Annotated in this window: 27 protein-coding genes; 4 read left to right on the top strand and 23 right to left on the bottom strand. The window is 64.0% G+C overall.

Features of this window, described 5'->3' with window-relative positions; translation table 11 throughout:
• On the bottom strand, window positions 1-1380 hold the full coding sequence (locus tag ACJ8J5_RS02075; RefSeq protein ID WP_060447880.1) for an FAD/NAD(P)-binding protein: 1380 nt from the start codon (window positions 1378-1380) through the stop codon (window positions 1-3).
• Complete coding sequence (gene ssuD, locus ACJ8J5_RS02070; protein WP_049203566.1) at window positions 1380-2552, bottom strand: FMNH2-dependent alkanesulfonate monooxygenase; 1173 nt, start codon at window positions 2550-2552, stop codon at window positions 1380-1382. The genes ACJ8J5_RS02075 and ssuD overlap by 1 nt, the downstream gene beginning before the upstream one ends.
• Window positions 2553-2829: 277 nt before the next feature.
• Between ssuD and ACJ8J5_RS02065 the strand changes: the two genes are divergently transcribed.
• Entirely contained in the window at window positions 2830-4743 is a 1914-nt protein-coding gene (locus ACJ8J5_RS02065) for an aliphatic sulfonate ABC transporter substrate-binding protein (protein WP_414104372.1), read from the top strand.
• An 84-nt stretch (window positions 4744-4827) separates the two neighbouring features.
• Here ACJ8J5_RS02065 and ACJ8J5_RS02060 read toward each other — a convergent pair whose 3' ends face one another.
• The 6 genes from ACJ8J5_RS02060 to ACJ8J5_RS02035 are packed head-to-tail and all read right to left on the bottom strand — an operon-like array spanning window position 4828 to window position 12032.
• Window positions 4828-5940 (bottom strand): alkylhydroperoxidase domain protein, encoded by a 1113-nt coding sequence (locus ACJ8J5_RS02060; RefSeq protein WP_342099523.1) that lies wholly within the window; start codon window positions 5938-5940, stop codon window positions 4828-4830.
• Complete coding sequence (locus tag ACJ8J5_RS02055) at window positions 5937-6980, bottom strand: putative FMN-dependent luciferase-like monooxygenase (RefSeq protein WP_043143170.1); 1044 nt, start codon at window positions 6978-6980, stop codon at window positions 5937-5939. Before ACJ8J5_RS02055 ends, ACJ8J5_RS02060 begins: the two co-directional genes overlap by 4 nt.
• Window positions 6977-8635 carry a dipeptide ABC transporter ATP-binding protein gene (locus tag ACJ8J5_RS02050; RefSeq protein WP_049203573.1) on the bottom strand — a complete coding sequence of 553 codons (1659 nt, stop codon included), beginning with the start codon at window positions 8633-8635 and terminating at the stop codon, window positions 6977-6979. Before ACJ8J5_RS02050 ends, ACJ8J5_RS02055 begins: the two co-directional genes overlap by 4 nt.
• Window positions 8632-9522 carry an ABC transporter permease gene (locus tag ACJ8J5_RS02045; protein WP_060433520.1) on the bottom strand — a complete coding sequence of 297 codons (891 nt, stop codon included), beginning with the start codon at window positions 9520-9522 and terminating at the stop codon, window positions 8632-8634. The genes ACJ8J5_RS02050 and ACJ8J5_RS02045 overlap by 4 nt, the downstream gene beginning before the upstream one ends.
• Complete coding sequence (locus tag ACJ8J5_RS02040) at window positions 9519-10463, bottom strand: ABC transporter permease (protein ID WP_049203579.1); 945 nt, start codon at window positions 10461-10463, stop codon at window positions 9519-9521. The genes ACJ8J5_RS02045 and ACJ8J5_RS02040 overlap by 4 nt, the downstream gene beginning before the upstream one ends.
• A gap of 9 nt (window positions 10464-10472) precedes the next feature.
• A complete protein-coding gene (locus ACJ8J5_RS02035) occupies window positions 10473-12032 on the bottom strand; it encodes a TIGR04028 family ABC transporter substrate-binding protein (protein ID WP_342095565.1) in 1560 nt (519 codons plus the stop codon).
• Between the two features lie 241 nt (window positions 12033-12273).
• Between ACJ8J5_RS02035 and ACJ8J5_RS02030 the strand changes: the two genes are divergently transcribed.
• On the top strand, window positions 12274-12516 hold the full coding sequence (locus ACJ8J5_RS02030) for a hypothetical protein (RefSeq protein ID WP_025303447.1): 243 nt from the start codon (window positions 12274-12276) through the stop codon (window positions 12514-12516).
• Window positions 12517-12523: 7 nt separating this feature from the next.
• Here the strand turns inward: ACJ8J5_RS02030 and nadS are convergent, their stop codons facing one another.
• From nadS to ACJ8J5_RS02015, 3 genes are all read right to left on the bottom strand, one after another.
• Window positions 12524-12820, bottom strand: coding sequence for a NadS family protein (nadS, locus tag ACJ8J5_RS02025; RefSeq protein WP_060420390.1), 297 nt, complete (start codon window positions 12818-12820; stop codon window positions 12524-12526).
• Window positions 12821-12857: 37 nt separating this feature from the next.
• Window positions 12858-13181 (bottom strand): type II toxin-antitoxin system RelE/ParE family toxin, encoded by a 324-nt coding sequence (locus tag ACJ8J5_RS02020; RefSeq protein WP_173890115.1) that lies wholly within the window; start codon window positions 13179-13181, stop codon window positions 12858-12860.
• 64 nt (window positions 13182-13245) lie between these two features.
• A complete protein-coding gene (locus ACJ8J5_RS02015; RefSeq protein WP_342095564.1) occupies window positions 13246-13875 on the bottom strand; it encodes an alanyl-tRNA editing protein in 630 nt (209 codons plus the stop codon).
• A gap of 85 nt (window positions 13876-13960) precedes the next feature.
• On the opposite strand from ACJ8J5_RS02015, the gene ACJ8J5_RS02010 reads away from it, so the two are divergent.
• Complete coding sequence (locus tag ACJ8J5_RS02010) at window positions 13961-14896, top strand: LysR substrate-binding domain-containing protein (RefSeq protein ID WP_197810526.1); 936 nt, start codon at window positions 13961-13963, stop codon at window positions 14894-14896.
• Here the strand turns inward: ACJ8J5_RS02010 and alkB are convergent.
• Entirely contained in the window at window positions 14879-15526 is a 648-nt protein-coding gene (alkB, locus tag ACJ8J5_RS02005; RefSeq protein ID WP_414104371.1) for a DNA oxidative demethylase AlkB, read from the bottom strand. The genes ACJ8J5_RS02010 and alkB overlap by 18 nt on opposite strands.
• 139 nt (window positions 15527-15665) lie before the next feature.
• Here alkB and rarD point away from each other — a divergent pair, with 139 nt between their 5' ends.
• Window positions 15666-16544 (top strand): EamA family transporter RarD, encoded by an 879-nt coding sequence (gene rarD / locus ACJ8J5_RS02000; protein ID WP_049204989.1) that lies wholly within the window; start codon window positions 15666-15668, stop codon window positions 16542-16544.
• 1 nt (window position 16545) lies between these two features.
• Here the strand turns inward: rarD and dhbA are convergent, their stop codons facing one another.
• The 11 genes from dhbA to ACJ8J5_RS01945 all read right to left on the bottom strand — a co-directional run.
• On the bottom strand, window positions 16546-17304 hold the full coding sequence (gene dhbA, locus ACJ8J5_RS01995; RefSeq protein ID WP_141998472.1) for a 2,3-dihydro-2,3-dihydroxybenzoate dehydrogenase: 759 nt from the start codon (window positions 17302-17304) through the stop codon (window positions 16546-16548).
• A 102-nt stretch (window positions 17305-17406) separates the two neighbouring features.
• Window positions 17407-18597: an isochorismate synthase gene (locus tag ACJ8J5_RS01990; RefSeq protein WP_141998473.1), complete on the bottom strand. Its 1191-nt coding sequence runs from the start codon at window positions 18595-18597 to the stop codon at window positions 17407-17409.
• Window positions 18598-18787: 190 nt separating this feature from the next.
• Window positions 18788-19507, bottom strand: a complete 720-nt coding sequence (locus ACJ8J5_RS01985) for a 4'-phosphopantetheinyl transferase family protein (protein WP_414104370.1) — start codon at window positions 19505-19507, stop codon at window positions 18788-18790.
• A 7-nt stretch (window positions 19508-19514) separates the two neighbouring features.
• A complete protein-coding gene (locus tag ACJ8J5_RS01980) occupies window positions 19515-19886 on the bottom strand; it encodes a HepT-like ribonuclease domain-containing protein (RefSeq protein WP_043143151.1) in 372 nt (123 codons plus the stop codon).
• Window positions 19883-20173, bottom strand: coding sequence for a nucleotidyltransferase family protein (locus ACJ8J5_RS01975; protein ID WP_197781640.1), 291 nt, complete (start codon window positions 20171-20173; stop codon window positions 19883-19885). The genes ACJ8J5_RS01980 and ACJ8J5_RS01975 overlap by 4 nt, the downstream gene beginning before the upstream one ends.
• 119 nt (window positions 20174-20292) lie before the next feature.
• The gene (agp, locus tag ACJ8J5_RS01970; protein ID WP_049295954.1) at window positions 20293-21522 is read right to left on the bottom strand and encodes a bifunctional glucose-1-phosphatase/inositol phosphatase; all 1230 of its coding nucleotides are present in this window, start codon (window positions 21520-21522) and stop codon (window positions 20293-20295) included.
• A gap of 146 nt (window positions 21523-21668) precedes the next feature.
• Window positions 21669-23132 carry an anion permease gene (locus ACJ8J5_RS01965; protein WP_004940821.1) on the bottom strand — a complete coding sequence of 488 codons (1464 nt, stop codon included), beginning with the start codon at window positions 23130-23132 and terminating at the stop codon, window positions 21669-21671.
• 25 nt (window positions 23133-23157) lie between these two features.
• Window positions 23158-24042, bottom strand: a complete 885-nt coding sequence (gene citG, locus ACJ8J5_RS01960; protein WP_197781641.1) for a triphosphoribosyl-dephospho-CoA synthase CitG — start codon at window positions 24040-24042, stop codon at window positions 23158-23160.
• On the bottom strand, window positions 24023-24571 hold the full coding sequence (gene citX / locus ACJ8J5_RS01955) for a citrate lyase holo-[acyl-carrier protein] synthase (RefSeq protein ID WP_197781642.1): 549 nt from the start codon (window positions 24569-24571) through the stop codon (window positions 24023-24025). The genes citG and citX overlap by 20 nt, the downstream gene beginning before the upstream one ends.
• Window positions 24572-24574: 3 nt before the next feature.
• Window positions 24575-26080, bottom strand: a complete 1506-nt coding sequence (gene citF / locus ACJ8J5_RS01950) for a citrate lyase subunit alpha (RefSeq protein WP_060433538.1) — start codon at window positions 26078-26080, stop codon at window positions 24575-24577.
• Window positions 26080-26502 (bottom strand): aldolase/citrate lyase family protein (locus ACJ8J5_RS01945; RefSeq protein ID WP_442520465.1); only part of this gene is annotated, 423 nt, incomplete at its 5' end. The genes ACJ8J5_RS01945 and citF, both read right to left, overlap by 1 nt.

The following is a 26502-nucleotide window of genomic DNA, read 5'->3' as shown; positions in this document are numbered from 1 at the left end:
TCAGTTTGCAGCCGGACATCGCGCCAGCAGATATTGCGCGACGCTTTGGGCGTGTTCCGCCACCTGCGGCAGCCCCATCAGTTCGCCGAAGCGGCCACGCGCCGCCGGGCCGGCCACCAGCAGGCGCGGGTTGGCAAGGCCGTCGCCGCCGATCGCCTGGCTGTCGGCATTGACCCACAGCCCCAATCCCAGCGGATCGGCGCGCAGCGCCCCCTGCTCCGCCAGCGAGCTGAGCAACGGGCTGGCGGCGATCAGGCCAGCATGGGCCGGACCCGTAGCGATCAGCAGCCGCTGCGCCTGCAGCGCCCGCTCTGCGCCCTGGCGCGGCAGAATCGTCAAACGCACGCCCTGCGGCGTGGGTTCTGCCCGCCGCAAACGAGCGGCCAATACCTGCAGCGTGCCCGCCGCCTGTTGCTCCGCCAGCAACGTGCTCACCTGCGGTGCAATGCGATAGCGGTGCACGTCCCAATAGGCGCGCAGATGCCGCAGAAAGCGCTGCTGTTCGGTCGGCGTCAATGCTTGCCACAGACGCTGGCCCTGGGCGCGCACCTCGTCCAACACCGCCTGCCACGGCACCCGTTGCCCAGCGGCGCGCGCCACCTCAAGGCGCACCTGCCGCACCCCGTCACGCAGTCCGGATGGCGGGGTAAACGACCACGTCGGGTACTCCCCTTCGGCATTGGCACGCGGCAACAAGCCATGACGAGAGAACGCGGTAATCGGCCCACGATGCCCGCGGCGGTGCAACGCCGCCACCGCATCGGCCATCGTCAGCCCGCTGCCGACGATCGCCAACGATTCATCGGGTTCAATCTCATCCAGCGCCCCCTCCGCCCAGGGATTGGCGATTAACCGCGCGTCGCGCGCCAGTTCCGGGGCGATCTGCCGCGGCAGCGCGGGCGGCGGATGGCTGGTCGCCAACACCACATAATCGCCCCACAGCCGTTCGCCGCCGGCGGTGATGACAGACGCGCCCTGCGCCTGCGGCTGCAGGTACTGCGCCCGATCGCGCAGGTGCCGCAAGCGGGCCTGGCCCGACTGCGCCGCCTGATGAAAACGTTCCTCGACATAGCGGCCGAAGGCGCCGCGCTGCGGATAGGCCTTACCGTCGCGCCATAACGCCTGCGGATCGGCCGTCAGCCCGCCGCCCTGACGGAACCAGCGGTCAAAATCCCCCGCGGGCTCATCCGCCAGCTGCATCCTATCGGCCGGGACGTTGATGCGGTGGGTCGGCTCGGTGGTCGAATACGCCACGCCATAGCCCGGCGCGGCGCGCGGTTCGATCACCGTGACATCCACCGCTCCGCGCGCCAGCTGGATCGCCAGCGCCGCGCCGGTGAAACCGCCGCCGATAACGATAATATGGGCACGCTTCGCCATCAGCCCTCCCGCTGCGCCGGGCCGGGACGACGATCGCCGCCGATGGTTTCGCCAAACGGGCCGGTATTGATCGTGCGAGCCGTCTGATGAGCCGACTGCGCCAGCGGCAGCAGCGGCATCACCAGCTCGGCGAAGCGGTGAGCCTCTTCCAGATGCGGATAGCCGGAAAGGATGAAATTGTCGATGCCCAGCGCCTGATACTCGCGTATGCGCGCCGCCACCTGCTGCGGATTGCCCACCAATGCGGTGCCGGCGCCACCGCGCACCAGGCCGACGCCGGCCCACAGGTTGGGGCCGATGCGCAGACTCTCGCGCGAGCCGCCGTGCAGCTCGCTCATGCGGCGCTGGCCGGTGGAGTCCATGCGCGCAAAAATCTGCTGCGCCGCCGCGATGGTGTCGTCATCCAGATGCGCGATCAGTCGCTCGGCCGCCGCCCAGGCTTCGTCTTCAGTTTCGCGCACGATAACGTGTAGGCGAATGCCATAGCTGAGTTTACGCCCCTGCCGCTCGGCGCGCTGGCGCACCACCGCCAGCTTTTCTGCCACCTGAGCCAGCGGCTCGCCCCAGGTCAGGTAGGTGTCGATCTGCCCAGCGGCGATGTCGATCGCTTCCGGTGATGAGCCGCCGAAATAGAGCGGCGGGCCGTTTTCCTGCACCGGCGGGAACAGCAATTCGGCGCCTTCGACGCGAATATGCTTACCGCTGAAATCCACCTTCTCCCCTTGCAGCAGCCGTTGATACACCGTGAGAAATTCCTGTGTCACTTCGTAACGTTCGGCATGGCTGAGGAAGATGCCATCCCCTTTGTTTTCCACCGGATCGCCGCCGGTCACCACGTTGATCAGCAGGCGTCCGTCCGACAGCCGATCCAGCGTCGCCGCCATGCGTGCCGCCAGGCTCGGCGGCTGCAGCCCGGGGCGCACCGCCACCAGGTAGCGCAACCGGCGGGTGATCGGCGCCAGCGCCGCCGCCACCAGCCAGGAATCCTCGCAGCTTTTACCGGTTGGGATCAGCACGCCGTAATAGCCGAGGTTGTCGGCAGCCAGCGCCACCTGCTGCAAATAAGGCAGGTCCACCGGGCGCCCGCCCTGCGCCGTGCCCAGATAGCGGCCGTCGCCGTGGGTCGGCAGAAACCAGAAAACGTTGATGCGCTCTTTCACTGACTCAGTCATTTATGCCTTTCCTATATAACTATTTTCAGTATTTATCGATAGAAAAACTTTGCTTGGTTATAAAAAGAAAAGCAGGATGCATGCCACATTGCAGATTTTAAAAAACCAATAAATATCAATATATTGATGAAATATCGACGTCAAAACACTGCTGCATTGGCAGCAGGCAGCGGCGGAAAGCTGTTGCCAATGCAGCACCGTGCGCCTTTTATCCTCTCGCGGCTGCCCATTGGCTGGGATAAGATTTTTTTCCCATCGTCGTAGACAGGAGACGCCCATGTACGATCCCCAACCGTTCGCCGCCGACAAGCCGGTGCTGATCGATCCGGCGTCGCTCGCTCTGCAAAGCGTGCTCGATCGGCTGGCTCCCACCGACGCCACCGTGCTGATCGTCGGTGAAACCGGCACCGGCAAAGAAGTGGTGGCGCGCTATCTGCACCACCACAGCGCGCGCCGCCATCAACCTTTCCTGGCGGTCAACTGCGGCGCGCTGACGGAAAGCCTGGCGGAAGCCGAACTGTTCGGCCATGAGAAAGGCGCCTTCACCGGCGCCGTCGGCACTCATCAGGGCTGGTTCGAAGCGGCGCAAGGCGGCACCCTGCTGCTGGACGAGATCGGCGAGTTGAACCTGTCGCTGCAGGTCAAGCTGCTGCGCGTGCTGCAGGAACGGGAGATCACCCGCGTCGGTTCGCGCAAACCGCTGAAGATCGATGTGCGGGTCATCGCCGCCACCCACGTCGATCTGGCCGGCGCGATTCGCCAACGGCGGTTCCGTGAAGATCTCTATTACCGCCTGAACGTGGCGGCGGTGACTTTACCGCCCTTGCGCCAGCGGCCGGAGGATATTCCGGTGCTGGCCAGACATTTTCTTGCGCTGTACGCCCGCCGTCTGGAACGGCCACTGCCGCGGTTGACGGCGGAAGCGCAGCAGGCGCTGCTGGACTACCCTTGGCCTGGCAACGTGCGCGAGCTGGAGAACACGCTGCATAATGCGGTCTTGCTGAGCCAGGAGGGGGCGATCGCACCGCAGCAACTGCAGCTCACCCATCGCCTGACGGATAACGACGGCGGCAGCGACGACGCCATCGACCGCTTTGTGCAGCGGCAGTTGCAAGGCGACAGCGCACAGCTTTACCAACGGGTGCTGGATGCGCTGGTGCGCAACGCCTTCGAAAGCAGCGGCGGCAACCAGCTGCAAGCGGCGTCGTTGCTTGGCGTCAGCCGCAATACCCTGCGCACCCATTTGGCACATCTTGGTCTGATCAAACCGCGCCGTCGCAGCGCCGGCGCACCCGCACATTCACCGGCCATCGCCGCAGCGTCTCTGCCCGAACGCGAACTGCGCATCGGCTATCAAAAGTTCGGCAACCTCGGGGTGCTCAAGGCGCGGCAAAGCCTGGAACAGCTCTTCGCCACACAGCGCATCAGCGTGTTGTGGAGCGAGTTTCCCGCCGGGCCGCAGCTGCTGCACGCGCTCGACGGCGATGAGATAGACTTCGGCACCACCGGCGAAGTGCCGCCGATCTTCGCCCAGGCACAGGGCAATGCGCTGGTGTACGTCGGTTTTGAGCCGCCTGCGCCGCAGAGCGTGGCGATGGTGGTGCCGCAAGACAGCCCAATACGCAGCGCCGCCGATCTGCGCGGCAAACGCATCGCGCTCAACAAAGGCTCCAACGTGCACTATTTATTGCTGCAGATGCTGGACGAACAGGGATTGACGTTGAACGACGTGCGTATCGTCTACGCGCCGCCGAAGTATCCGCTGTCGGCGACCGACCTGCAGGCGGTGGACGCCTGGATGATGTGGGATCCGCTGCTCAGCGACGCGCAGCGCAACGGGGAACTGCGCGTGCTCGCCGACGGCACCCAGCGGGTGCTCAATCAGCAATTCTACCTGGCGCGCCGCGGCTTCGCCGAGCGTTCGGACGATCTGTTGCGGCCGCTGATGCAGGCGCTGCAGCACACCGGCCGCTACATCGCCGCGCAGCCGAGAGAAGCCGCTCGTCACCTTTCCAACGAACTGGGGCTGGCGAGCGCCTCACTGGAACTCGCGCTGTCGCGCCGCAGCCACGAGGTTCGCGCCATGGATTTACAGGTGATCCGCCAGCAGCAAAGCATCGCCGACCGCTTCTACGCCCTCGGGCTGCTGCCCAGAGCGATCGCCGTGCGCGAGGCGGTTTGGCCGATGTGATCCCCTGCCGAAAGCGCCAACGCCAGATGTCCGGTGGATTCCAGGTTGCAGCCGACAATGCCGCCACCTGAAAGATGGCAGGGATCAGAGATAAGGTTCGCCCAGCGTCAACATCAACCGGTTGGCCCAGGCAAAAAACGCCGTCGCCTGCACCAAATCCAACAGCGCCAGCTCATCCAGGCCCTGAGCGCGCAACGCCGCCAGCTGCCCGGCGTCGGCCTGCGGCGGCGTTGCGGATAGTGCGGCGGCAAAGGTTATCTGCGCTTGCCAGGCGTCATCCTGCCCCTGGCTCAACGCGCCGCCCGGCGCCACCGCCAGCAACCGATCTATCTCGGCTTCGCGCTTCGACAGCTGCGCCGCCTTGCGCGCATGCACCGAGGCACAGTAGATGCAGCCGTTCACCTTGCTGGCGACCGTTGCCGCCAGCTCGCGATCCTGCCGCGCCAACCCGCCGGAGGTATAAAAAATCGCCCGGTCCGCCAGCGTGCGTTGTTCCAGCACCGGATGGTTGCGCGCCAACAGGCGGAAGTAATCGGAATCGGCGTGGCCAAACCGCTCTAGCAACGCCCGGCCGGCGTCATCGAATTCCGCCAACGGTTTGGCGGCGATCCACGGCTCCCACCCCAGTTCTTGCCGGGTAAACGCCGGCGGCGCGTGACGGCCGCCTCGCGTCGTGCGCTCCGTACGCCAGCGGCCGGCCGTTACCGGCTGATGCGCCGCAGCGTCGTCCGTCTTGCCGCCCAACAGCCGGTAGCCCCGCAGCAAGCGGCTTTGGAAACTGACAAAGGCGATTAACTGCGACAATGTGACGATGGCGTCCAGCGACCAGCCGGCCTGCCGCAGCGCCTGCAAGTGCTGGGCGTTGGCGTTGGCCGGTTGAAACGCCAACCGTTCTGCATGCGCCAACGCCAGCGGCAGCCGCTCGTCTTCCGGCGCGTCGCCCTGACGTTCCACCAGAGCAGCGTAGTGCGCGGCCAAGCGCGGCTCGCCGTGCCATTCACTGGTGCGCTGAGCCAAGCGCAGCCGCTGCGCCAGCGGAAAATCGCCGGCGTCCGCAGGCGCAAACAGTGCCAGATAGCTGGACTGAACGGCATCGGTCGCCGCCTGACGGGTGGCTCTGGCCTGCGCCAGCGTGGAATCCGGCGCAATCTCGGCCAGTTCGGCCAGCAGATCGACCTGGTGCGATAATGTCGTCATAGCTTTTCCTCAACGTGATATTCATAAGCAGCGGCAGGCGTGCCGCGCCGCCAGCCCAGTTCAGGGGCCACGTGGCGGGCGATAAGATCGATAGAACGCAGAATATGGGCGTGCGGTGGATCGATAGAGTGCACCTGAAACGCCAGATCGGTGACGCGCGCCAGCGCGCTGTCCCGTTGCAGCGAGGCTATCACCTGATCTGGCGTGCCCAAGTGCACGTCGAAAGCGCGGATCAGGCCGTCGAGCGACGTATCGGCCAACCGGTGGCCGCTGGCGCGCATACGCTCCAGCCCACGGCTCAACCCGGCCGTGGCGAAGTCGCGCGCCTGCTGGCCGTTCTCGCTGACAAACGCGGTGCGCGACCCCATGATGCGCGGTGCCACCCCTGGCGGCAGCGCCGCCAGATAAGCGTCAATGATCGGATTCTGCAGTTCGTCCAGCGGCAGGTCAGGCGCGTCCGCGGGGCGCGGCTGCGTGCGCGACAGCATCAGGCCGTCACCGGCGCGGCCGGCCCGTTCCCCCCCCTCCACCGAGAACGTGGCCTGCCAGACACGTTGCGCCAGCTGCGGCGCCGCCGGGTACAGCCGGTTGTCTTCGCCGCCCAACGCCTCTGCGCGCCAGGCACTCAGCAACGTGCGCAAATTCTCGGCGAATGCCGTGTTGCGCTGACCGGCGTCGAGACCGAAAGCGGCGAAAGAAGACGGCGTGCCGCCGCCGGCCACGCCCACCTCCAGTCTGCCGTCGGACAACAGATCCAGCACCGCAGTGTCTTCCGCCACCCGCAGCGCCGACTCCATCGGCAACGTGATCACCCCGGTGCCCAGCCGGATACGGCGGGTGCGTGCCGCCGCCTGCGCCAAAAACACCAGCGGTGATGGCAGACCACCCTCATCAGCATGAAAGTGGTGCTGCGCCACCCAAGCGGTGTCGAACCCGGCTCGTTCGGCGTGCACGATCTGTTCGATCGCCAGCCGGTAGCGCTCCTGCGCGCTGCCCTGATCCAGCAATCGGGTGAAGAAACCGAGTCTTTTTCCGCTCATATCGCCTCCTCGAATTTTGGCTGTCCGGCATGCGATGCGCGGCCGGGAATGGCGGCGATCAATTGACGGGTGTAATCGCTCCCCGGCATGGCGAACAGCTCGGCGGTGGCGCCGCCGTCCACCCGTTCACCGCGGTGCAATACCGAAACGCTGTGCGAAATCCGCCGCACCGTCGCCAGATCGTGAGAAATAAACAGGTAGGTCAGGTCCCGCTCCTGCTGCAACTCTTGCAACAAATGCAAGATCTGCGCCTGCACCGTGACGTCGAGCGCCGACGTGGCCTCATCCAATACCAATATTCGCGGTTGCAGCACCAGCGCGCGGGCAATCGCCACCCGCTGACGCTGGCCGCCGGACAACTCGTGCGGCCTGCGGTTCAGCAAATCGGGCGGCAGCGCAACCCGTTCGAACAGCTCACGCACCCGCCGATCGCGCTCCGGTTTGCCGATCGGCGCGAAATTCAGCAGCGGTTCTTCAATCACCCGATAGAGAGTCTGTTTGGGATCGAGCGAGCTGAACGGATTCTGATAAACCAGCTGAATGCGCTGCCGAAACTGACGCAGCGCTTCGCCCCTGAGACCGATAACGTTGACGCCGTCGATCAGGATCTGCCCGGCATCCGGCCGCTCGAAGCCCAGCAGGCAACGCGCCAGCGTGCTTTTGCCCGACCCGGACTCTCCTACCAACGCATGGGTGGTGCCGCGCGGCACGCTAAACGACACACTATCCAGCGCGCGGAACCCCTGGCCGCCGGACAGCCGAAAATCCTTCACCAGCGCCTGAACCACGATCGCCGGCGGCTGCCCGCTGCGTTTCGGCGGCGGCGCAACGGCGCCGCTCAATGAAGGCACATCGGCAAACAGTTTGCGGGTGTATGCGCTGGCAGGCGCGCGCAGCACCTCGGCGGTAGCCCCCTGTTCCTGCACCCGGCCGTGGCGGAACACCAGCAGTCGATCGGCGCGTTCCGCCGCCACGCCCAAATCGTGCGTCACCAGCAACACTGCAGTGCCAGATTCGCGCCGCAGCTCGTCGATCAGATCGAGAATGCGTTTTTGCACCGTCACGTCCAGCGCGCTGCTCGGTTCGTCGGCAATGATCAACGCCGGCTGCAGCGCAATAGCGATGGCGATCAATACCCGCTGCTTCATGCCGCCGGAAAGTTGATGCGGAAACTGGCGCGCCCGCAGTTCCGGGTGCGTCAGCCCGACGCGAGTCAACAGTTCCGTCACCCGCTGTTGTACCTGCGCGCGCGGCAACCGGCGGTGAATATTGACGATCTCCGCCACCTGCTCGCCGATGGTTTTTACCGGGTTGAGCGAGCTGGCGGGATCTTGCGGGATCAGGCTGATTTGCGCCCCTCTCACCGCATCCAGCCGCCGCGATGACCAGCCGGCGATATCGGTACCGTGCAGCCGGATGGTGCCCTGTTCAAGGTGGCCGTTGTCGGCCAGCAAGCCGATGATCGCCTGCGCCGTGGTGGTTTTGCCGGAACCGGATTCGCCAACCAGCGCCACCACCTCGCCCGGCTCAATCGTGAACGACACCTCATGCACCACCCTTCGCCTGCCTTCGTTGCCCTCATAGGCGATGGAAACCTTGTCCAGCGCCAGTACCGGCGGCCGCGCCGCCCGTTGCCATGCCGCTTGCATGCTCATCGCACTTTTCCTCCCAGCGAACGGCTGATGTGGTTAGCCGCCAACACTACCGCCACTACCACAATGCCCGGGAAGGTGGTCAGCCACCAGGCGGTGGAAATGTAGTTGCGCCCTTCGGCGATCAGCAGCCCCCATTCCGGGGTTGGCGGCGGAGTGCCGTAACCGAGGAAACTCAGGGTGGCGATCGCCAGGATCGCGCTGCCGAACTGCAGCGCCGAGAAGGCGATCACCGAAGTCAGCGAGTTCGGCAGGATATGCCGCCACAGCACCGCCCAAAAGCTACCGCCGCTGCCGTAGGCCGCTTCAACGTAATCGCTGTGCCGCACTCGCACCACTTCCGCCCGTGCCAGACGGGCAAAGTTGGCAACTGAAGTGACACCCACCGCGATGGCGGCGTTGACCGTACCGAAACCAAGCAGGATGATAATGCTCAGCGACAGCAGCAGGCCGGGGATCGACAACAGCACATCGACGACGCGCATCACCGCGTCGTCCGCCACGCCGCCCAACGCACCGGCGATCAGGCCGAGCGCGGTGCCGAACACCAACCCCAGCGCCACCGCCACTACCGCGCCGGCCAGGGTTTGCGACGCGCCGTACACCATGCGCGCATACAGGTCGCGTCCCAGCTGATCGGTGCCAAGCCAATGGTCACCGCCGGGCGCCAGCCGCTGCGCGCCGGCAATGCCTTCGGTGCCGCTGTAGGCGGTAAACAGCTGCGGCGCCAACGCCCACAGCACCACCAGCGCAATGACCGCCCAGGCCAGCAAAAGCGTCAGGGGGACACGGCGGCGGCTCGGACGACTGGCGGGCAGCGCGCCTTCACTTTCAGCGCCGGACAGATCGCGCTCAGGAACCGTGGCTTTTTCAAAGGAGATACTGCTCATAGGGATGCTCCTGCCTGGGTTTTCAGCCGCGGATCCAGCAGTGGGAACAGCAGATCCACCAGCAAATTGATGATGACGAAAGCGGTGGCCGAGATCAGCACTATCGCCTGCAGCACCGCCACGTCCTGGTTGACCACCGCTTGCTGGGTCAATTGCCCCAGGCCGCTGCGGCCAAACACGGTTTCGGTGATCAGCGCCCCGGCGATCAGTTCGCCGAACAGCATGCCGGCGATGGTCAGCGCCGGCAGCATGGCGTTGCGCGCCACATGCCGCCATAGCACCCCGCTGCGGCTGGCGCCCTTGGCCCGCGCTACCACGACGAACGGCTGGGTTTGCACCGCATCGATGCTGCGGATCAGAATTTGCGCCAACGGCGCAGAGATCGGCAGCGCCAGCGTCGCGATCGGCAAAATCAACCCCTGCCACTCGCCGGGGTTAATGATCGGGATCAGCTTCAGGCGGAACGAAAAGAGCTGAATCAGCACAATGCCCAGCCAGAAGGTGGGCACTGAAACGAACAGCGACGGCAGCATCTGCAGCGCCGAACGCAGCCAGCCGAAGCCGGTCAGGTTGGAAGCAAAAGCGATAATCAGCGCCAGCAGCAACGCCACCGCAAAGCCCAGTACCGCCAACTGCAGCGTGGCGGGCAGATTAGCCGCCAGCAGCGCGGTAACCGGCACCCCGGCCTGCATTGAGAAGCCCAAATCGCCATGCAGCACGCTGCCCAGGGAATGCAGATACTGCCGCCACAAGGGGACATCCGCGCCATAGGCCGCGCGCATGTCGGCGATCTGCGCCGGGCTCAGCCCCATGTCCGGGTTCTGGAATTTGATCAGGATCGCATCGCCCGGCAGCACCTGCAGCAGGAGGAACGACAGGGTAAAGGCCGCCCACAGCACCAATGCCGCCTGCCCGATGCGCCCCGCCAGATATCGCTTCATTGCGCCCCCTTAATGTTTCTCTAACCAGGCGCCGTAGAAGCTCGGGCGGCCGACCGCTTCGAAGCTCACCCCCTTCAAATAAGGCGCGCCGGCGAACACCTGCGGCTCCTCAAAAAACGGGATCACGTAGGCCTGGTCAATCAGGTAGTTTTGCGCCTCGCCGGCTGTCTGCAGGCGCTTTTGCACGTCAACCTCGGAGGCAATGCCGAGCAGCAGGGCGTTCAGCTTGTCATCGCTAAAATTGCTGTTGCTGCTGGTACCGCCCTTCTGCAGCAGCCCATCGCGATTGGTTGGATAAAACTGACTTTTGATCACGTCCGGATCGGCGCGCCCCACCTCCACCACCGTCGCCGGGGTTTTCTGTGGGTCGAGATTATCCGCCACCCGGCTGCCGGCGTCGCCCGCCAGAATGTTCAGCCGCGCGCCGACCTTCCCCCACTGCTGAGAAACCAGCTGCAACACCGCCTTGTTCTGCGGCTGCGGCAACGATTCATACACCGTCAGCACCAGCTTCTTGCCGTCCTTTTCCCGCAGCCCGTCGCCGCCCTTTTTCCAACCCGCTTCATCCAACAGCCGGTTAGCCTGCTGCGGGTCAAATTTCAGCTTGTCGGACAGATCGACAAAGCCGGCGGCCGAGGAGGCGATCACCGATTTGGCCTGCGGGTAGTTGACGGAAAACAGCGTATCGACGATCTGTTTGCTGTCGGTGGCATGCAGCAGCGCCTGACGCACGCGCAGATCGGCCACCAGCGGGTTATCCGGCCGGAAAGCGATGCTGTCGTTGACGCCGCGCGTCGGTGCGGCATAAATGATAAAGCCCTGATCCTGCGTTTGCTTCTCGTCATAGGCCTGGATCTGGCGGATAAAATCTGCCTGCCCGGCCTGCAGCGCACCGATGCGCACGCTGTCCTCACCGGTGACGATCACCTTGATGCCGTCCAGATTAGCTCGCCCTTGTTGGGGCGATTTGGCCGGCCCCCAGTCATAATCCTTGCGGGCGCTGAGCTCGACCTCACGCCCCAGCGTTTCGCCGCTGACCACAAACGGACCGGAACCGATGATATGGCGCGCATCGCCCAGTTCGTCGTAGCTGCGGTTCAACGTGCCGAGCGATACCAGCCCGGAGCCAATAGTGGCGGTGCCCTGCAGGAAACCCGGCGACGACCGCGTGAAGTAGAATTTAACCGTCAGCGGATCCACCACTTCGCTGCGCTGGTAGTTATTGATTACCTCGGAAACCGGCAGGCGTTTCTCCTTGTTGCCCAGCCCGTAAGTGTCGAAGTTCTTCGCCACCGCGTTGGCGTCCAGTGGCGTGCCGTCGGAGAAAGTCACGCCGGGGCGCAGCTTGAAGGTATATTCGGTTTTGTCGGCGTTGCTGCTCCAGGACTCGGCGATCCAGGGTTCAATTTCCAGCGTCTTGGGGTTCTGGTAAGTCAGCTTATCGGTGATCTGATTGAGAATACCGCCGTTGGGGTAAAACCCACCGGAAGGCGGATAAAGATTGGTGTGCGCCTGCTGTTCGAGGTAGATCAGCGTGCCGCCCTGCACCGCCGCCAACGCCGGGCTCATCGCCGCCGCCCCTCCTAACGCCACCGCTATTCCACCGGTTAATACCTTGAAAGAAAACTTAAACATTCGCGCCGCACCCATATTATTTCTGAAAGTTATGGGTTAGATAACAAACCAAATCGGCGGGGAATTGAACGAACTAATATCGCTAACCAATGGCACAAATCGCACAAGGCGATGCCGCTTGGCAGAAAGGATATTTTGTTATAACGTATCAAAAATAAATAAGGGGAAGACGACGATGAAAATCCAGCTGTCGCTGCTGTTTCTCAGCCTGCTGGCCGGCAAGGCCGCGGCGTTTCAGTCGAAAGTGCCCGAACCGCGCCCGGAACAGGCGCGCGCGGCGGAACAAAACATCGAAAATCTGTTTTACGGCTTTCACGCCATGGACGCCCAGCCGGTGAACATCGGCAGCTGCGCGGCAGTGCCGGTAGCGGGATGCCAATGCGCGTTCTGCACCCAGCTGCGGCAGGCCGGGCGTTGAGTAGGATTTAAATCACCAGCAACTCATCGAGCAAGGCCGGGTTACGCTCAATCAGCAGCAGAAGTTTCAGTGCCGATCCCGAGGGAATGCGGCGTTCTTGCTCCCAGCTTTGCACCAATCCCACACTGGCCCCCACAGCCTTGGCAAACTCCGCCTGCTTCATCCCACGGGATTTGCGCAGCAGCTTGACGTCAGGAATAGCATGACGGTGAACATGCTCGGACTTTGGCGTCATCTTACCCTTTTCGATCGCCACCATTTCGTTCATGCTGCTGACCAAATCGTCGAAAAGTTCTTTTTTCATAATGCCCTGATTCCTTCGTCACACAATTTCGCCATCGTTAATCAAGTTGTTGAACGATGGATCTCAATATCGCCTTTTCCTGTTCGGATAAATCATCCTTTTCACTTTTACGGTATATCAACAATAAGTACACTCGGCCGCTGGCCGCCGTCAGATAATAAATCACTCTAACGCCCCCGCGTTTTCCCTTTCCGTCCAGCCCCCAGCGTATCTTTCTGCATCCGCCCGTGTGGCTGATCGTATCCCCGTCATGGTGATTCAACAGCAAATAGCTTTGGAAAGCCTGAAAGTCATCATCCTTCATCAATTCGGCTCGCTTTCTGCTGAAAACGGTCGTTTCGATAAACTCCAGATAGTCCATTACCGTCGCCTCCTGCGATCTTTCTTTTCAGGATACTCGTACAAGGTACGACGATCAAGAGTGTTCAACCCAGCTCATACTGCACGCTCAGCTGCCCTTTCTTCATTTTTAGGCCGGTGATAACGATCGCGCCCACCTCGCCCAGCGTGGCGACATGGGTGCCGCCACAGCCGTAGGCGGGCAGCTCGCCGAAACCGATCTGGCGCAAACCGTCCACCGCCTGCTGGCGGCGCGGTAAATCGGCGGCTATCAAGCGCGCCAGCTCCGCCTGCAAAAAGTCCGCTTCTATCGTCTGTGCATCCGGTCCCGGCGCGAAAGTGATACGCCCTTCCCCCGGCCAATGATGCGCCTTGACCGGCCGCCACCCCCGGGTTTCGCCCAGCCAGCCGATCAGATGCCCGCCGGAGTGCCAACGGGCGTGCAGCCGACGCTGCGCTTCATCGATTTGCATCGTGACCGGCCCGATCGGCAGCGGCGCGGCGGTAAAGTGCACCACGGAATCCCCCTGCTGCTGCACCCGTAGCACGGCGACGCCGTCTAACGCTCCCACATCGGACGGCTGGCCGCCGCCCTGCGGGTGGAACAGCGTGGCGTCCAGCTCCACGGCGTAAGCGCCCGCCTCGGCCGGCGCGCAGCTCAACACCTGTGCCTGGCCCTGTAAATCGTCGCTGTAGTAATAACGTCGTTCGGTCATCATTTTTCTCCTCGGTTCGAAGAGCCATTATATTCATGTCATAATCGGAGCATAATCCGCCGCCATCACAATGGACCTTTGCGTCATGAGCACAAATCTTTCTTACGCGCTGTTGCCCGAAATGGCCATTTTCGTTCAGGTGGTAGAGAGCGGCAGTTTTTCCGCCGCCGCCCGCAAGCTGGGCACTTCGCCTTCCGCCGTTAGCCGCAGCGTGGCGAAGCTCGAGCAGGCGCTGGCGGTGCAGCTGCTGCACCGCACCACCCGCAAACTGCGGCTGAGCGAAAGCGGCGAAGAGGCGTTTGCGCACTGCCGCACCCTGCTGGCGGCGGCCGATGCGGTCATGGCGATCGGCGGGCGCGGCGCCGTGGAGCCCGAAGGGCTGGTCAGCGTCAGCGTACCCAAAGCGGTGGGCCGCTTTGTGCTGCATCCGCACATGCCGGAGTTCCTGCGCCGCTACCCAAAGGTGGACGTGAGGCTGCGGCTGGAAGATCGCTACATGGATTTGATCGACGATCGGGTCGATCTGGCGCTGCGCATTACCGATCGCCCGTCGCCCGGGTTGATCGGCCGCCAGTTGATGAGAATAGACCATCTGCTGTGCGCCACGCCGCACTACCTGGCGCAGCACGGCACACCGCAGCACCCGCACGATCTAGCGGCGCACAGCTGCATCTATCTGGGAGAAACGCCGAGCGACGCGCAATGGAAGTTCCGCCGCAGCGGCAAAACGGTGACGGTCAACGTGCACGGCCGCTACGCCGCCAACCACACCGGCGTGCGGCTGGATGCGGTGAAACGGCATATCGGCATCGGCAGCCTGCCGTATTTTACCGCTCGCCAGGCGCTCGACGACGGCGAGATCGTGCAGGTGTTGCCGGAATGGGATTTCCTCAGCAGCTATCACGGCGGCCTGTGGTTGCTTTACGCGCCCAACCAGTATCTGCCGCCCAAACTGCGGGTGTTTATCGACTATCTCGTCGCCTGCCTGGCGCAGGAGCCGCAGTTAAAGCGCCTTGCGTAGCGTGATGTTGATGCGGTGCAGCCCCACCAGCGAGTGGTAGCCTTCCTTGACCGGCAGGATGCCGTGAAAACAGAGCCTCGATGGGCCGCCCCACACCACCACATCGCCGTGCGCCAGCGGAATGCGCCGCGCCCGGTCGCTGCGTTGCAGCCCGCCAAACTGAAATACCGCCGGCAGCCCGAGCGACACCGAGACGATCGGCGCGCCGAAGTCGTGTTCGTCTTTATCCTGATGCAGCGACAGCTTGCTGCCCGGATCGTAACGGTTCATCAAACAGGAATCCGGCACGAAGGGGCCAAAGCCCGCCTGCTGCGCGGCTTCGTCCGCCAGCGCCATCAGGATCGGCGGAATGGCCGGCCAGCGTTTGCCGCTGCGTGCATCGCGTTCCGAATAGCGGTAGCCGCGGCTGTCGCTGGTCCAGCCGTTGCCGCACCAGCTCATCGCCACCGACATCACGTGCCCGCCGGGCGTGGTCAAGTGCTGCCACGGCACCTGGGCCACCACGCCCTGCACCGCCGCCAGCAGCTCCGGCCCGTGATCGCGCACAAAACCGTGCATCACCACCGCGCCGGGGGCGATCTCTTCGCGCCACGGCGGCGGCAGCGCGTCTTCAAAAAGATCGATTGTCATCGCCATATCCTGTATAAATACACAGTAGTCATTGTAACCCGCCGCCGCCGATTGTCCAGCGCCCGGCAACGCCATTGTCGTTGGCGGCAAATTTCTCTACAGTAGCCGCCATAAAATCAATCACTCACCAGGAATGCGTGTGATTAAGGGCATCACTCTTTCGGTCGTCGCCTCCATCTTGTTCGGCGCGATGTATTACTTCACCTCTACCCTCACCCCGCTGAACGGCGAACAGGTCTACGGCTGGCGCACGCTGCTGACGCTGCCGTTCCTGACGCTGTTCATGGCGCTGTCCGGCGATTGGCGCAGGGTGAGCGACACGCTGGTCGGGATCGGCCAACGGCCGCAACGCCTGCTGGGGCTGCTGCTCACCTCGGCGCTGCTGGGGGTGCAGCTGTGGCTGTTCCTGTGGGCGCCGCTGCACGGCAAGGCGCTCGACGTATCGCTCGGCTATTTTCTGCTGCCGCTGACCATGGTGCTGGCGGGCCGTTTGATCTACCGCGATCGGCTGTCGCTGCTGCAAAAGCTGGCGGTGGCGTGCGCCATGGTGGGGGTGGGCAATGAGCTGTATCAGGCGGGCGGCGTATCATGGCCGACGCTGGTGGTGGCGCTGGGCTATCCGCTCTACTTTATTTTGCGGCGGCGTTTCGGCACCGATAATCTCGGCGGGCTGTGGTGCGAGCTGGCGCTGATGCTGCCGGCGGCGGCCTGGTTCGCCTTCGGCGACGGCGGCGCGGCGGCGTTGCCGATCAATGCCGAGCTGTATTGGCGCATTCCGCTACTCGGCGTCATCAGCGCCGTGGCATTGGTGTGTTATATCCTCGCCAGCCGCCTGCTGCCGTTCAGCCTGTTCGGCCTGCTGAGCTATGTGGAACCGGTGCTGCTGGTGATCGTCGCGCTGCTGCTCGGCGAGAGCATCAGCCAAAGCGAATGGCCAACCTATCTGGCGATCTGGCTGGCGGTGCTGCTGCTGGCGGCGGAAGGCGCGCAGCACCTGCTGCGCCGCCAGCGGGTCTGACTCAGGCGGCCAGCGTGGCGCCGCCGTCGATCACGATGTCCTGCATGGTGATGTGGCTGGCCAGGTCGGAGGCCAGGAACAACACCGCGTTGGCGATCTCGTCCGGGCGAGCGATTTTACCCAGCGGGATCCCCAGCTTGAACATCTCGGGGAAGCCGGCGATGGTGCGTTGCTGCGCATCGTCGGTTTGCCACATGCCCCGCTGCATCGGCGTGTCGGTCGAGCCCGGCGACACCAGATTGCACCGCACGCCGAACGGCGCCATTTCCAGCCCCACGCAGTGGTTCAGGCTGGTCAGCGCCGCCTTGGAAGCGCAGTAGGCCGCCATCTGCGCGCGCGGTACGTGCGCGGCGTTGGAGCCGATGCTGACGATCGCCCCGCTGCGCTGCGCCTTGAAGTGCGGCAGCACGGCACGGAACAGGTAAAACGCCCCCGAGGCATTGACGTTGATGCACTGATGCCAGTCATCCACGCTCAGATCTTCGGTATTGCCCATGCGCAGAATGCCGGCGGCGTTGACCAACACGTCCAGTCGCGGGTTCTCCGTCAGCTGTTGGCGGCACACCGCCTCCACCTGCTCCGGCCGGCTGATGTCCAGCGTCACGCAAGGGTAAGGCAGATCCGGATTGGCGAACTCGCGATCAAACCCCACCACCTCGGCGCCCTGCGTCAAAAAATGCCGGGCGATCTGCTCGCCGATGCCGCGCGCCGCGCCGGTCACCCACACGCGTTTGCCGGTGAAATCCATCTGAATGCTCATGCGCGCACCGCCATCCGGGCGCACAGCCGGGTCATATTGTTGTTCATCGTTGTCTCCTGCGAAAAGGATAGGATGCGGCGCGCGCTGCGCCGCAAAGTGGCCCTACAGCGCGCCGCTGTTCAGGCCGAAAGCGTTGAGCATGGTGCCCAGTTTGGCGGCGGTTTCCAGCCACTCGGACTGCGGCGTCGAGGCGGCGACGATACCCGCGCCGGCGAACAGCCGCACCCGGTTGCCGCGCAGCAGGCCGCTGCGGATGACGATCGCCCACTCGCCGTCGCCGTTGGCGTCGCACCAGCCGACGATGCCGCTGAACAGGCCGCGATCGTGCGGTTCCAGATCGGCGATCAGTTGGCGGGCGCTCTCGGTCGGGAAGCCGCACAGCGCCGGCGTCGGATGCAGCAGACAGGCCAGCTGCATCACGTTGAGATTCGGGTTCAGCAGCTCGCCGCGAATGCGGGTGGACAAATGCCACATGGTGCCGGTACTGAGCAGCGACGGGCCGCTGGGCACGCTCAGGCTGGCGCACAGCGGTGCCAGGTGCCGACGGATGTCGTCGATCACCAGCTTGTGTTCGTATTTGTCTTTGGTCGAGCGCATCAGGCGCTCGCTGCCGAGGCGATCCTGTTGCGGATCGTCCTGACGGCGCGCCGAGCCCGCCAGCGGGTTGGTGTGGATCTCGCCGCCCTGCTTGCGGATCAGCAGCTCCGGGCTGGCGCCGATCAGCACGCCGCCATCGGCCAACGGCAGGGAAAAGTGATAACCGGTCGGGTTCTGCACCATCAGGTTATTGAGGATCTGGTGGCCCGCCACCGGCTGCTCCAGCTCGATGTCGAGGATGCGCGACAGCACCGCCTTGTCCAGCTTGCCCTGTTTAAAGCGGCTGACCGCTTCCGCCACCGCATGCTTGAAGCGCGGCTCGTCCGGAATGCTGGTGCAGGCGGCCAGGCGATGCGGCTGTTGCAGCATCGGGCGCGCGGCGCGGGTAAAGCTGTCGTTGGCGACAAACTGGCAGTTTTCAGGCACGTACAGGCAGGAAGGCCGGCGCGTATCGAACGGAATGGCGCCCACCACCACCGGCGTCTCTTGGCCGGCGGCTTTGGCGCGCGCCAGCGCCTGGCGAATATGCTGCGTCAGCGCGCTGCCTTCCTGCTCGCCGCCGAACGCCGGCGTTTCGATACGCTCAAACACACCGTCGGCGGAGAGGGACCGGAATTCGGACCGGTACAAAAAGGTCGATTGTTCGGCGTACACAAACCCGGGGAAGGTTTGGTTTTCTGTCGTCAGTGTCGCCACAAGACCACTCCTTTGTTGCGCCTTACCAATGATAATGTTTATGCGAATAATTATCATTAGCTATAAAAAGGAGAATAAACTACACCGGAACCCCACCGTGGGTCAATCTCCGATGAATGAATCTTTCCGCCCGCCGCGGCACATCCGCGTTACGGTGCCGCAAGAAATAACACACTGTTATTATTATGTTTTAGCAAAAAATAAAAGTCGTGACATCGTCACCTTCACGCCAAAAACGCCCGTTAAACCGGCGGCCGGCGGGGCAATTTGGCGTCAAGGTCTTAAGCAACGCTAATACAAACGTCTGCCGCTGCGTATCCACGGCGACCATGCGCGCATCGAGAAAATCGAAGTAACAGCGCACCTGCGGATAAAGCGCCTTGAACAGGCTCTCTTTGGCGGAAAACGTCAGCGTCAGCAGTTCGTTGAACGGCAGCGCCTCGCGCAGTAACGCCTCGCGCTCCCCCGCCGAAACGATCGCCCCCCACAGCTCCTCCGCCCGCACGTCGGAGAGCAGCGTCTCCACATCCAACCCAACGCCACCCAGCCCGCTCTCGCGGTGTACGGCGCACAACGCGGTAGCCGAATTATGGCTCAGCGCCCCGGCGATACCCGGCGGCCACTGCGGCGCGCGATCTTCGCCGCGCGCCAGGGTGAAATCGGCAAAACCGAGCGGCGCCAACAGTTGCCGCGCCAGAACACGCCCGGCCAGATACTCCGCACGGCGCTTCGGCACCGCACGCGCCAGATGATCCGGCAGCGCAAAGCCTGCCTCGGAAAAACTCTCGTCGCGATACTCCGCCAGCGCAAAATGGCAGCGCGCCACCTGGCCCGGATAGCCGTCCGGCGTGAAAAATTCGATATTGCGGATAAAAGTGGGGCTCCGGCAGGAACCAGAGTCACTGTCCAAAGAAAGCTTAATCACCGTCGTTTAACTTCTCAGCATCCTGGCGTACCGCCAACAGCTGTGTAAGCAGTTCCGGCAACGCCGTTTGCACCGTCGCCCAGACCACTTCAAGGTTGATATCAAAATAACCGTGCGCAATGCGATTACGCATGCCGCGCATGTTTCGCCAGGGGATTTCAGGATGGCGTTGCGTAAACGCGGGGCTGCCATCCATGATTTTCGTCACGGCTTCACCGATAATAATCAGGCTCATAATGACCGCCTGCTGAGTGCGTTTATCTTCGATAAAATCTGCCGCCGCCAAGCCATCAACGAAATCACAGGCATCCTGCGCCGCCTGTTGCATGTGGCTCAGATAATCGACCAACCGCGCATCTTTCATACCGGTTGGGCCTCCGCCAAAACCTGCTGACGAAAGGTCGGCGGCAAATCGAGCGGCGTCAGCAGATCCACCTGAATGCCCAGCAGCGCTTCCAGTTCCGACTGCAGCCCTCCCAGATCAAACAACGTGGCACCCGGCAACGCATCGACCAACAGATCCAAATCACTGCCCTCCCGATCGGTGCCATGCAGCACCGAGCCGAAAATCCGCGGATTGGTCGCAGGGAACAGCCCAACCGTTTTTCGGATCGCCTGGCGATGTTCTGCAAGAACAATGGATGGTCGCATGGTTTTCTCTCCCCGTTACACCTAACGAAATGCTAGGTGATCGGTTGAGGGGATTCAAGCACAATCCCCCGGCAGCCGCGCCTATGCCTCTCCCCCGCGATCGGAAGAGAGGCCGGGCATTACAAGATGCCTTTCATGGTCTTTTCGAAATCGCTCCAGGCACAGAAGCCGTCTTTGTCGATCGGGCAGCCTTTCAGCGCCAGCGTCACGCGCTGCGGCGGGGTTTGCAGCGTCAGCGGCGTCGCCTTGCGCAGCTGTTCGGTGGACTGATAGACGTACTCAATCTTCAGCAATTCACGGTCGTTCTGCGCGTCGCGCCAGCGCTGGAACACCAGTTTGCCGCCGATCGGCGTTTTCTCGTACTGCTGCGGCAGCTGATACGGCTGGAACTGCATGGCCGACAGCAGCGAGGCGATATTGGAGTCGTGGCCGACCAGCACCGTCAACTTCGGCGCGTCCGGTTTGCGCTCGCCCAGCAGCGCGTTGTTGATGTAGGTCAGCAGCGGTTTGGCGACGTTTTGCGCCACCACCGGCGAGGTGAACAGCGAATCCTGATAGCCGTCTTTCAACTGCGCCAGCTGCTTCCACTGATGCGGGGTGGCGATTTTGCCCCAGGCCACCTCTTTCATCGGGAAACCTTCGTAATACTGCAGCATAAAGGCGTCCACCAGCGAGTTGCCCACCCGCAGCGGGCCGGAGACGCCCGGCTCTTTGCCCGGCACCGCGCTCATCACGCTGGCTTCTTTGGTCAGGTCACAGTGTTTGTCGGTCTTGCAGGCGGCGGAATCCTTGTAGTCGATGATCTTCGCCAGCTGTTGGTAAGAGGCGTCCAGCTTCAGCGATCCCAGCGCGGCGTTCATCGCCGCCAGCGCCTGCTGGTTGAAGGCTTCGCTGGTGTCAGTGATGATCGGGTTGAAGGTCGGATCCATCTCGCCCATCTTGTCCTGATGATGCACGCTGACGTCGCAGCCAGGGAACGCACCGTTGCTGAAGAACTGCGCGGTGGCCACCGTGCGCTGCAGGCTGTTGGCGTAGACGTACACGCTGCCGGCGGTCGGGCAGCCCTCTTGCGGCAACAGGCCGGTCTGCTTCAGCCAGGCGTTGAAGTAGTGCCCCATATACACTTCCAGCACCCCGCCCTTGGTGGTCAGTTGGCCGCCCGGCGTTTCCCAGGCCGGCCAAGCCTTCGGCGTGGACTGCGCCAACACGCTGCCGTTGTTGGCCAGCGGCGCGCGCAGGTTATGGCGGCTCATCACCAGCACCTGCTCCAGTTGATAACCGCCGGCGTCCGCCAGCGCGTTCCCGGTGAATAACAAAGGCAGGCACAGCAATAACGTTTTTTTTCTCATCCGCAGAGGCTCCCGGAAAATGATTATTTTTAAGGTGTTAGCGTTTGCCTGCGTATGATGGCGGGGTTAGTGTGACAAGTGTGTGACAGGGTTCACGGGAAAGGATCGTAACCGCGGCCACCGGGCGGTGGCCGCGTGGCTTCAACTCAGTACCACAGGCTCATGATCGGCCAGCCGATCAGCAGCAGCGCGGCGATGTACACCACGCCGAGAATGCCGCCCAGGCGCCAGTAGTCTTTCGATTTCACGTAGCCACAGCCGTAGATGATCACCCCCGGCCCGGTGGCGTACGGCGTCAGCACGCCCATGATACCGATCGACAGCACCAGCAGCATCGACAGCTGTTCCATCGGCACGCCCGGCAGCCCTTTGCCGACCGCCAGGATCACCGGCAGCATGGTGGCGGTGTGCGCCGACAGGCTGGCGAACAGGTAGTGGGCGAAGTAGAACACCAGCACCAGCGCCACCACCGTCATGTTCGGCGAGAAGCCGTCCAGGTGGGTGCTCATGGTCTGGGCGAACCAGTCGATAAAGCCGGAGCGCGTTAGGCCGTTGGCCATCACCACCAGCGTCGCCAGGTTAACCAGCGTGTTCCAGGCGCTGGAGTATTTGGTGATCTCTTTCCACGACACCACGTGCAGCGCCAGCATCAGCGACACCGCCAGCAGGCATACCGCGGTGGCGTCCAGCATTTTGCCGCCGAACACCCACAGACACAGGCTGAGCAGCACCAGGCCGATCAGAGTGTACTCCTTGCGCGTCAGCTTGCCCATTTCCCCCAGCGCGGTATCCGCCCAGGCGGCCACTTCGCTGCTGTGGGTCACGCCCGGTTTGTACAGGTAGTAGGAGATCAGCGGCGCGATGATCAGCAGCAGCAGGCCGACCGGCAGGAACGCCAGGAACCACTGCATCCAGCTGATGTGCACCCCGGCGATCTTGCCGACGAACTCGATGCCCAGCACGTTCGGCGCGGCGCCGGTGACGAACATCGAGGAGCTGATGCTGGTGCCGACCACCATCATCCACATCAGGTAACCGCCGATGCGGCGCGAGGAGGGATCGTTGGGGAAGGAATCGAACAGCGGCGGCAGGTTTTTCACCACCGGGAACACCGTGCCGCCGGTGCGCGCGGTGTTGGACGGCGTGAACGGCGCCAGCAGGATATCGATGATCACCACCGCATAGCCCAGCGTCAGCGTGCGCTTGCCCATGAACTTCACCAGGAACAGCGCGATGCGCCGCCCCAGCCCGGTGGCCTCGTAGCCCAGCGCGAAGATAAAGGCGCCGAACACCAGCCAGACGGTGGTGCTGGAGAAGCCCGCCAGACCCCATTTCAGCGCCTCTTTACCGGCCTTGAAGCCCGGTTCCGCCAGCTCCTGCGCGCCGAACAGCACCCAGTTGGCGCTGAGCACGCTGACGGTCACCGCGATAAAGCTGATGGCGGTGGCCGGGATCGGCTCCAGAATCATGCCGACGATCATCGCCACAAAGATGGCGAAGTAGTGCCAGGCCTGCGGCGGCATGCCGTCGGGCACCGGTATCAATAACAGGATCGCGAGCACCGCCAGTGGCGCTATCGCTTTCCAGATCTTTTCCTGGGTTTGGGACATTGGGACTCTCCTGAAGGCTTGGTTATTATTCTTGGGCACCCAGCTGCGCCAGCAGCCAGGTCACTATCAACAGGTCGGCGCTGCCGCCGGGGCTGAGGTTACGGGCGATGCAGTCGGCATCGAAGCGTTGCAGGCGCGCCAGGCCCGCCTCCCCGGCCGAGCCGCCCTGCGCCAGCAGCCAGGCCGCCCGGCGCCGCAGCCAGCGCAGCCCGTGCAGGCCGCCGCGCGAGGCGACGTTGGTGTCGTCGTTGTGGGCCATCAGCCACAGCAGGCTGTCCAGCAGCGCCCGCTGTTCGTCGCCATCGGCGGCCAGCCGTTGCCGATACAGCGGCAGCGCGCCGTCAATGACCAGCCGGAAACCCGCCTCCGCCTCGCCGCGTGCGCCGCTCAGCCCGTGCGCGGCGAACAGCCGCTGGCCGGCGGTCTGCCCGGCGTTGTTGCGCCGCAGCTCACGCTCCACCAGCCCCCGACACATCGCCGCCACCTCGGCGCACAGCGCTTCTGCGCCGATGGCGCGGCCCTGCTGCTGCAGGCGGCCGAAGGCGGTGCACAGCAACCCGAGTGAGAACACGCTGCCCTTGTGGGTGTTAATGCCGCCGGTGGCGCGAAACATCTGGTTTTCGCAGGCCAGGCCAAGCGGCCGCAGCCGCGCCAGCTGCTGCTCTGCCGGCAAAGCCGCGTCTTCCCGTCCGCGTTGGATAAAGCGCGGCAGCCACACGCCGATGGCGCGGGCGCTGCGGTAGAAGTGCCCGAGATCCATGTCGCGGTGGGCGCCGGTATTATGGCGATCCACCAGCCCCGGTTTGGGCGTGAGGTTGACCTCCACCAGCAGCGCGCGGAAAGCGGCGCGGGCGAAGCCGCAGGCCGGCTCGGTGCGGCGGGCAGGCAGATTAATCGGCAGAGATCGCATCGTTGAACATCCTTTCCATTTCATGCAGCAGCTGCTCGCTGCTGTGCCGCCGTTGGCGGGCGCAGATCTTGGCCGGTTGGCCGCACAGCAGGCAGCGCCGTTCCGGCAGGCCGATGTCGCGGCGCGACAAAATGCGCCCCCGCGTATCCAGCACGTCGATATCCCACAGCCGGCCGATCGGGCGGCTCACCTCCAGCTGCATGGCGCAGTCTTTCACCCGCTGGGCATCGGCGCGCAGCGCCACAAACCCTTCGCAGCCGGTGGCGAGCGCCAGCGCCTCGGCCTGCGGGCTGGGCCAACCCTGTTCGGCGCACAGCCGCAGCAGCGCCGCCCACCCCAGATTGAAGATGCCGCGCGTCAACGCGCTGTCCTTCACCGGACCGGGCACCACCAGCGTCAGCACCAGCAGCGTGCACTCGTGCTGCGCCAGCCACGCCTGCTGGCGCGCCTGGCGGCATTCGCGGCTGGTGAGCAGCGCCGGCAGGCTGACCGCACGTTCGGCGGCCAGCTGGGGATCGACGGCGGCCATCGTTTATTCCGCCACCTGATGCACCACGTCGATCACCGAGCCGTCGCGGTAGCGCACCACCGCCACCACCTTGTCGGTAAAGGCGATCGGCTGCGGTTCGCCGGTCAGCTGCAGCGCACGGGCGCGCAGCCAGTCGATGCTCACCACCTCGAGGCCGGCCTCCCGCAGGCGCTGCGCCAGCTCCGGCCGCGCCGGGTTGACGGCGATGCCGTGGTCGGTCACCAGAATGTCGATGCTGGAGCCCGGCGTGACGCAGGTAGTCACCTGCTCCACCAGCGTCGGGATGCGCCCGCGCACCAGCGGCGCGACGATGATCGCCAGCCGCGCGGCGGCGGCGGTGTCGCAGTGGCCGCCGGACGCGCCGCGCAGCACGCCGTCGGAGCCGGTCAGCACGTTAACGTTAAAGCCGGTGTCGATTTCCAGCGCGCTGAGCACCACCACGTCGAGCCGATCGACAGAGGCGCCCTTGGAGCTGAAGTTGGCGTACTGGTTGGCGCTGATTTCGATATGGCGCGGGTTGCGCGCCAGCGAGGTCGCCGCCGCCCGATCGAAGCTCTGCACGTCCAGCAGCTTGCCGATCAGCCCTTTCTCGTGCAGATCCACCATGGTCGAAGTGATGCCGCCGAGGGCGAACGCGGCGCGAATGCCGCGGGCGCGCATCTTGTCCTCCAGGAACCGGGTCACCGCCAACGAGGCGCCGCCGGTGCCGGTTTGCAGCGAGAACCCTTCGCTGAAGTAGCCGGAACCGGCGATCACCTCGGCGGCGCGGCGGGCGATCAGCAGCTCGCGCGGGTTCGAGGTCATGCGCGTGGCGTCGGCACCGATCTTGTCGGCATCGCCCACCCGCTCCAGCTGCACGATCAGATCCACCCGATCCTGCGCCAGGCTGGCGGGATGATGCGGATACGGCACCAGCTGCTCAGTCAGCAGCACCACGGTGCCCGCCGCCTCGGCGTCCACCCGCGCATAGCCGAGCGAGCCGCAGCAGGCTTCACCGCTGTAGCCGTTGGCGTTGCCGAACTCATCGCAGGCCGGCACGCCGAGGAAGGCCACGTCTATCTTCAGCTCGCCGGATTCGATCAGGTTGACCCGGCCGCCGTGCGAGTGAATTTGCACCGGCTCCGCCAGCAGCCCGCGCGAAACCGCGTCCGCCAGCGGGCCGCGCAGCCCGGAGGTGTAAATGCGGCTCACCACGCCGTGGCGGATATGCTCAACCAGCGGCGCATGGCAGTCGGTCAGCGAGCTGGAGGCCAGCGTCAGGTTGCGGAACCCCATCGCCGCCAGCGTCTCCATCACCTGATTGAGGGTCAAATCGCCACCGCGAAACGCATGGTGGAAGGAGATGGTCATGCCGTCCTGCAGCCCGCTGCGGCGCACCGCTTCCTGCAAGGAGTCGCACAGCTTGAGATCGCGCGGTTTGCGCGCCTGCAGGTTGGCTTTGGACACGTCCTGATAGCCCGGCAGATCCGCCGGGTTGGCGAAGGTCATCAATCGTTGTTGGCGGTTCATCATGCTTCCTCCCCGTGCTGCGCCGGTTCTTCCCGCAAGCCGGACAGCGCGGCGCGCTCCAGCACCAGCCGGGCGCGTTCAATCACCGGGCTGTCGACCATTTTTCCGTTGAGCGACACCACGCCGCGCCCTTCCCGCTCCGCCGCTTCGGCGGCGTCCACCACCCGCTGCGCGTGCGCCACCTCTTTGGCGGTCGGCGCGTACAGGTTGTGCAGCAGCTCAATCTGGCGCGGGTTAATCAGCGATTTACCGTCGAAGCCGAGCTGTTTGATCAGCGCCGCTTCCTGCAGGAAGCCGGCCTCGTTGTTGGCGTCGGAATACACGGTGTCGAACGCCTGAATGCTGTATTTTGAAATCGTCAGCACCATCGCGCCGAGTATCGGTCTGGTGATCGTCAACCTGGTGCAACCGGGCGCCGGCAT

The organism is Serratia sp. CY43202, assembly GCF_052168755.1.
Classification (GTDB): Bacteria; Pseudomonadota; Gammaproteobacteria; order Enterobacterales; family Enterobacteriaceae; genus Serratia; species Serratia bockelmannii.
Note: the sequence above shows the minus strand (reverse complement) of the source record. Positions and strands in the feature narration are given on the sequence as shown.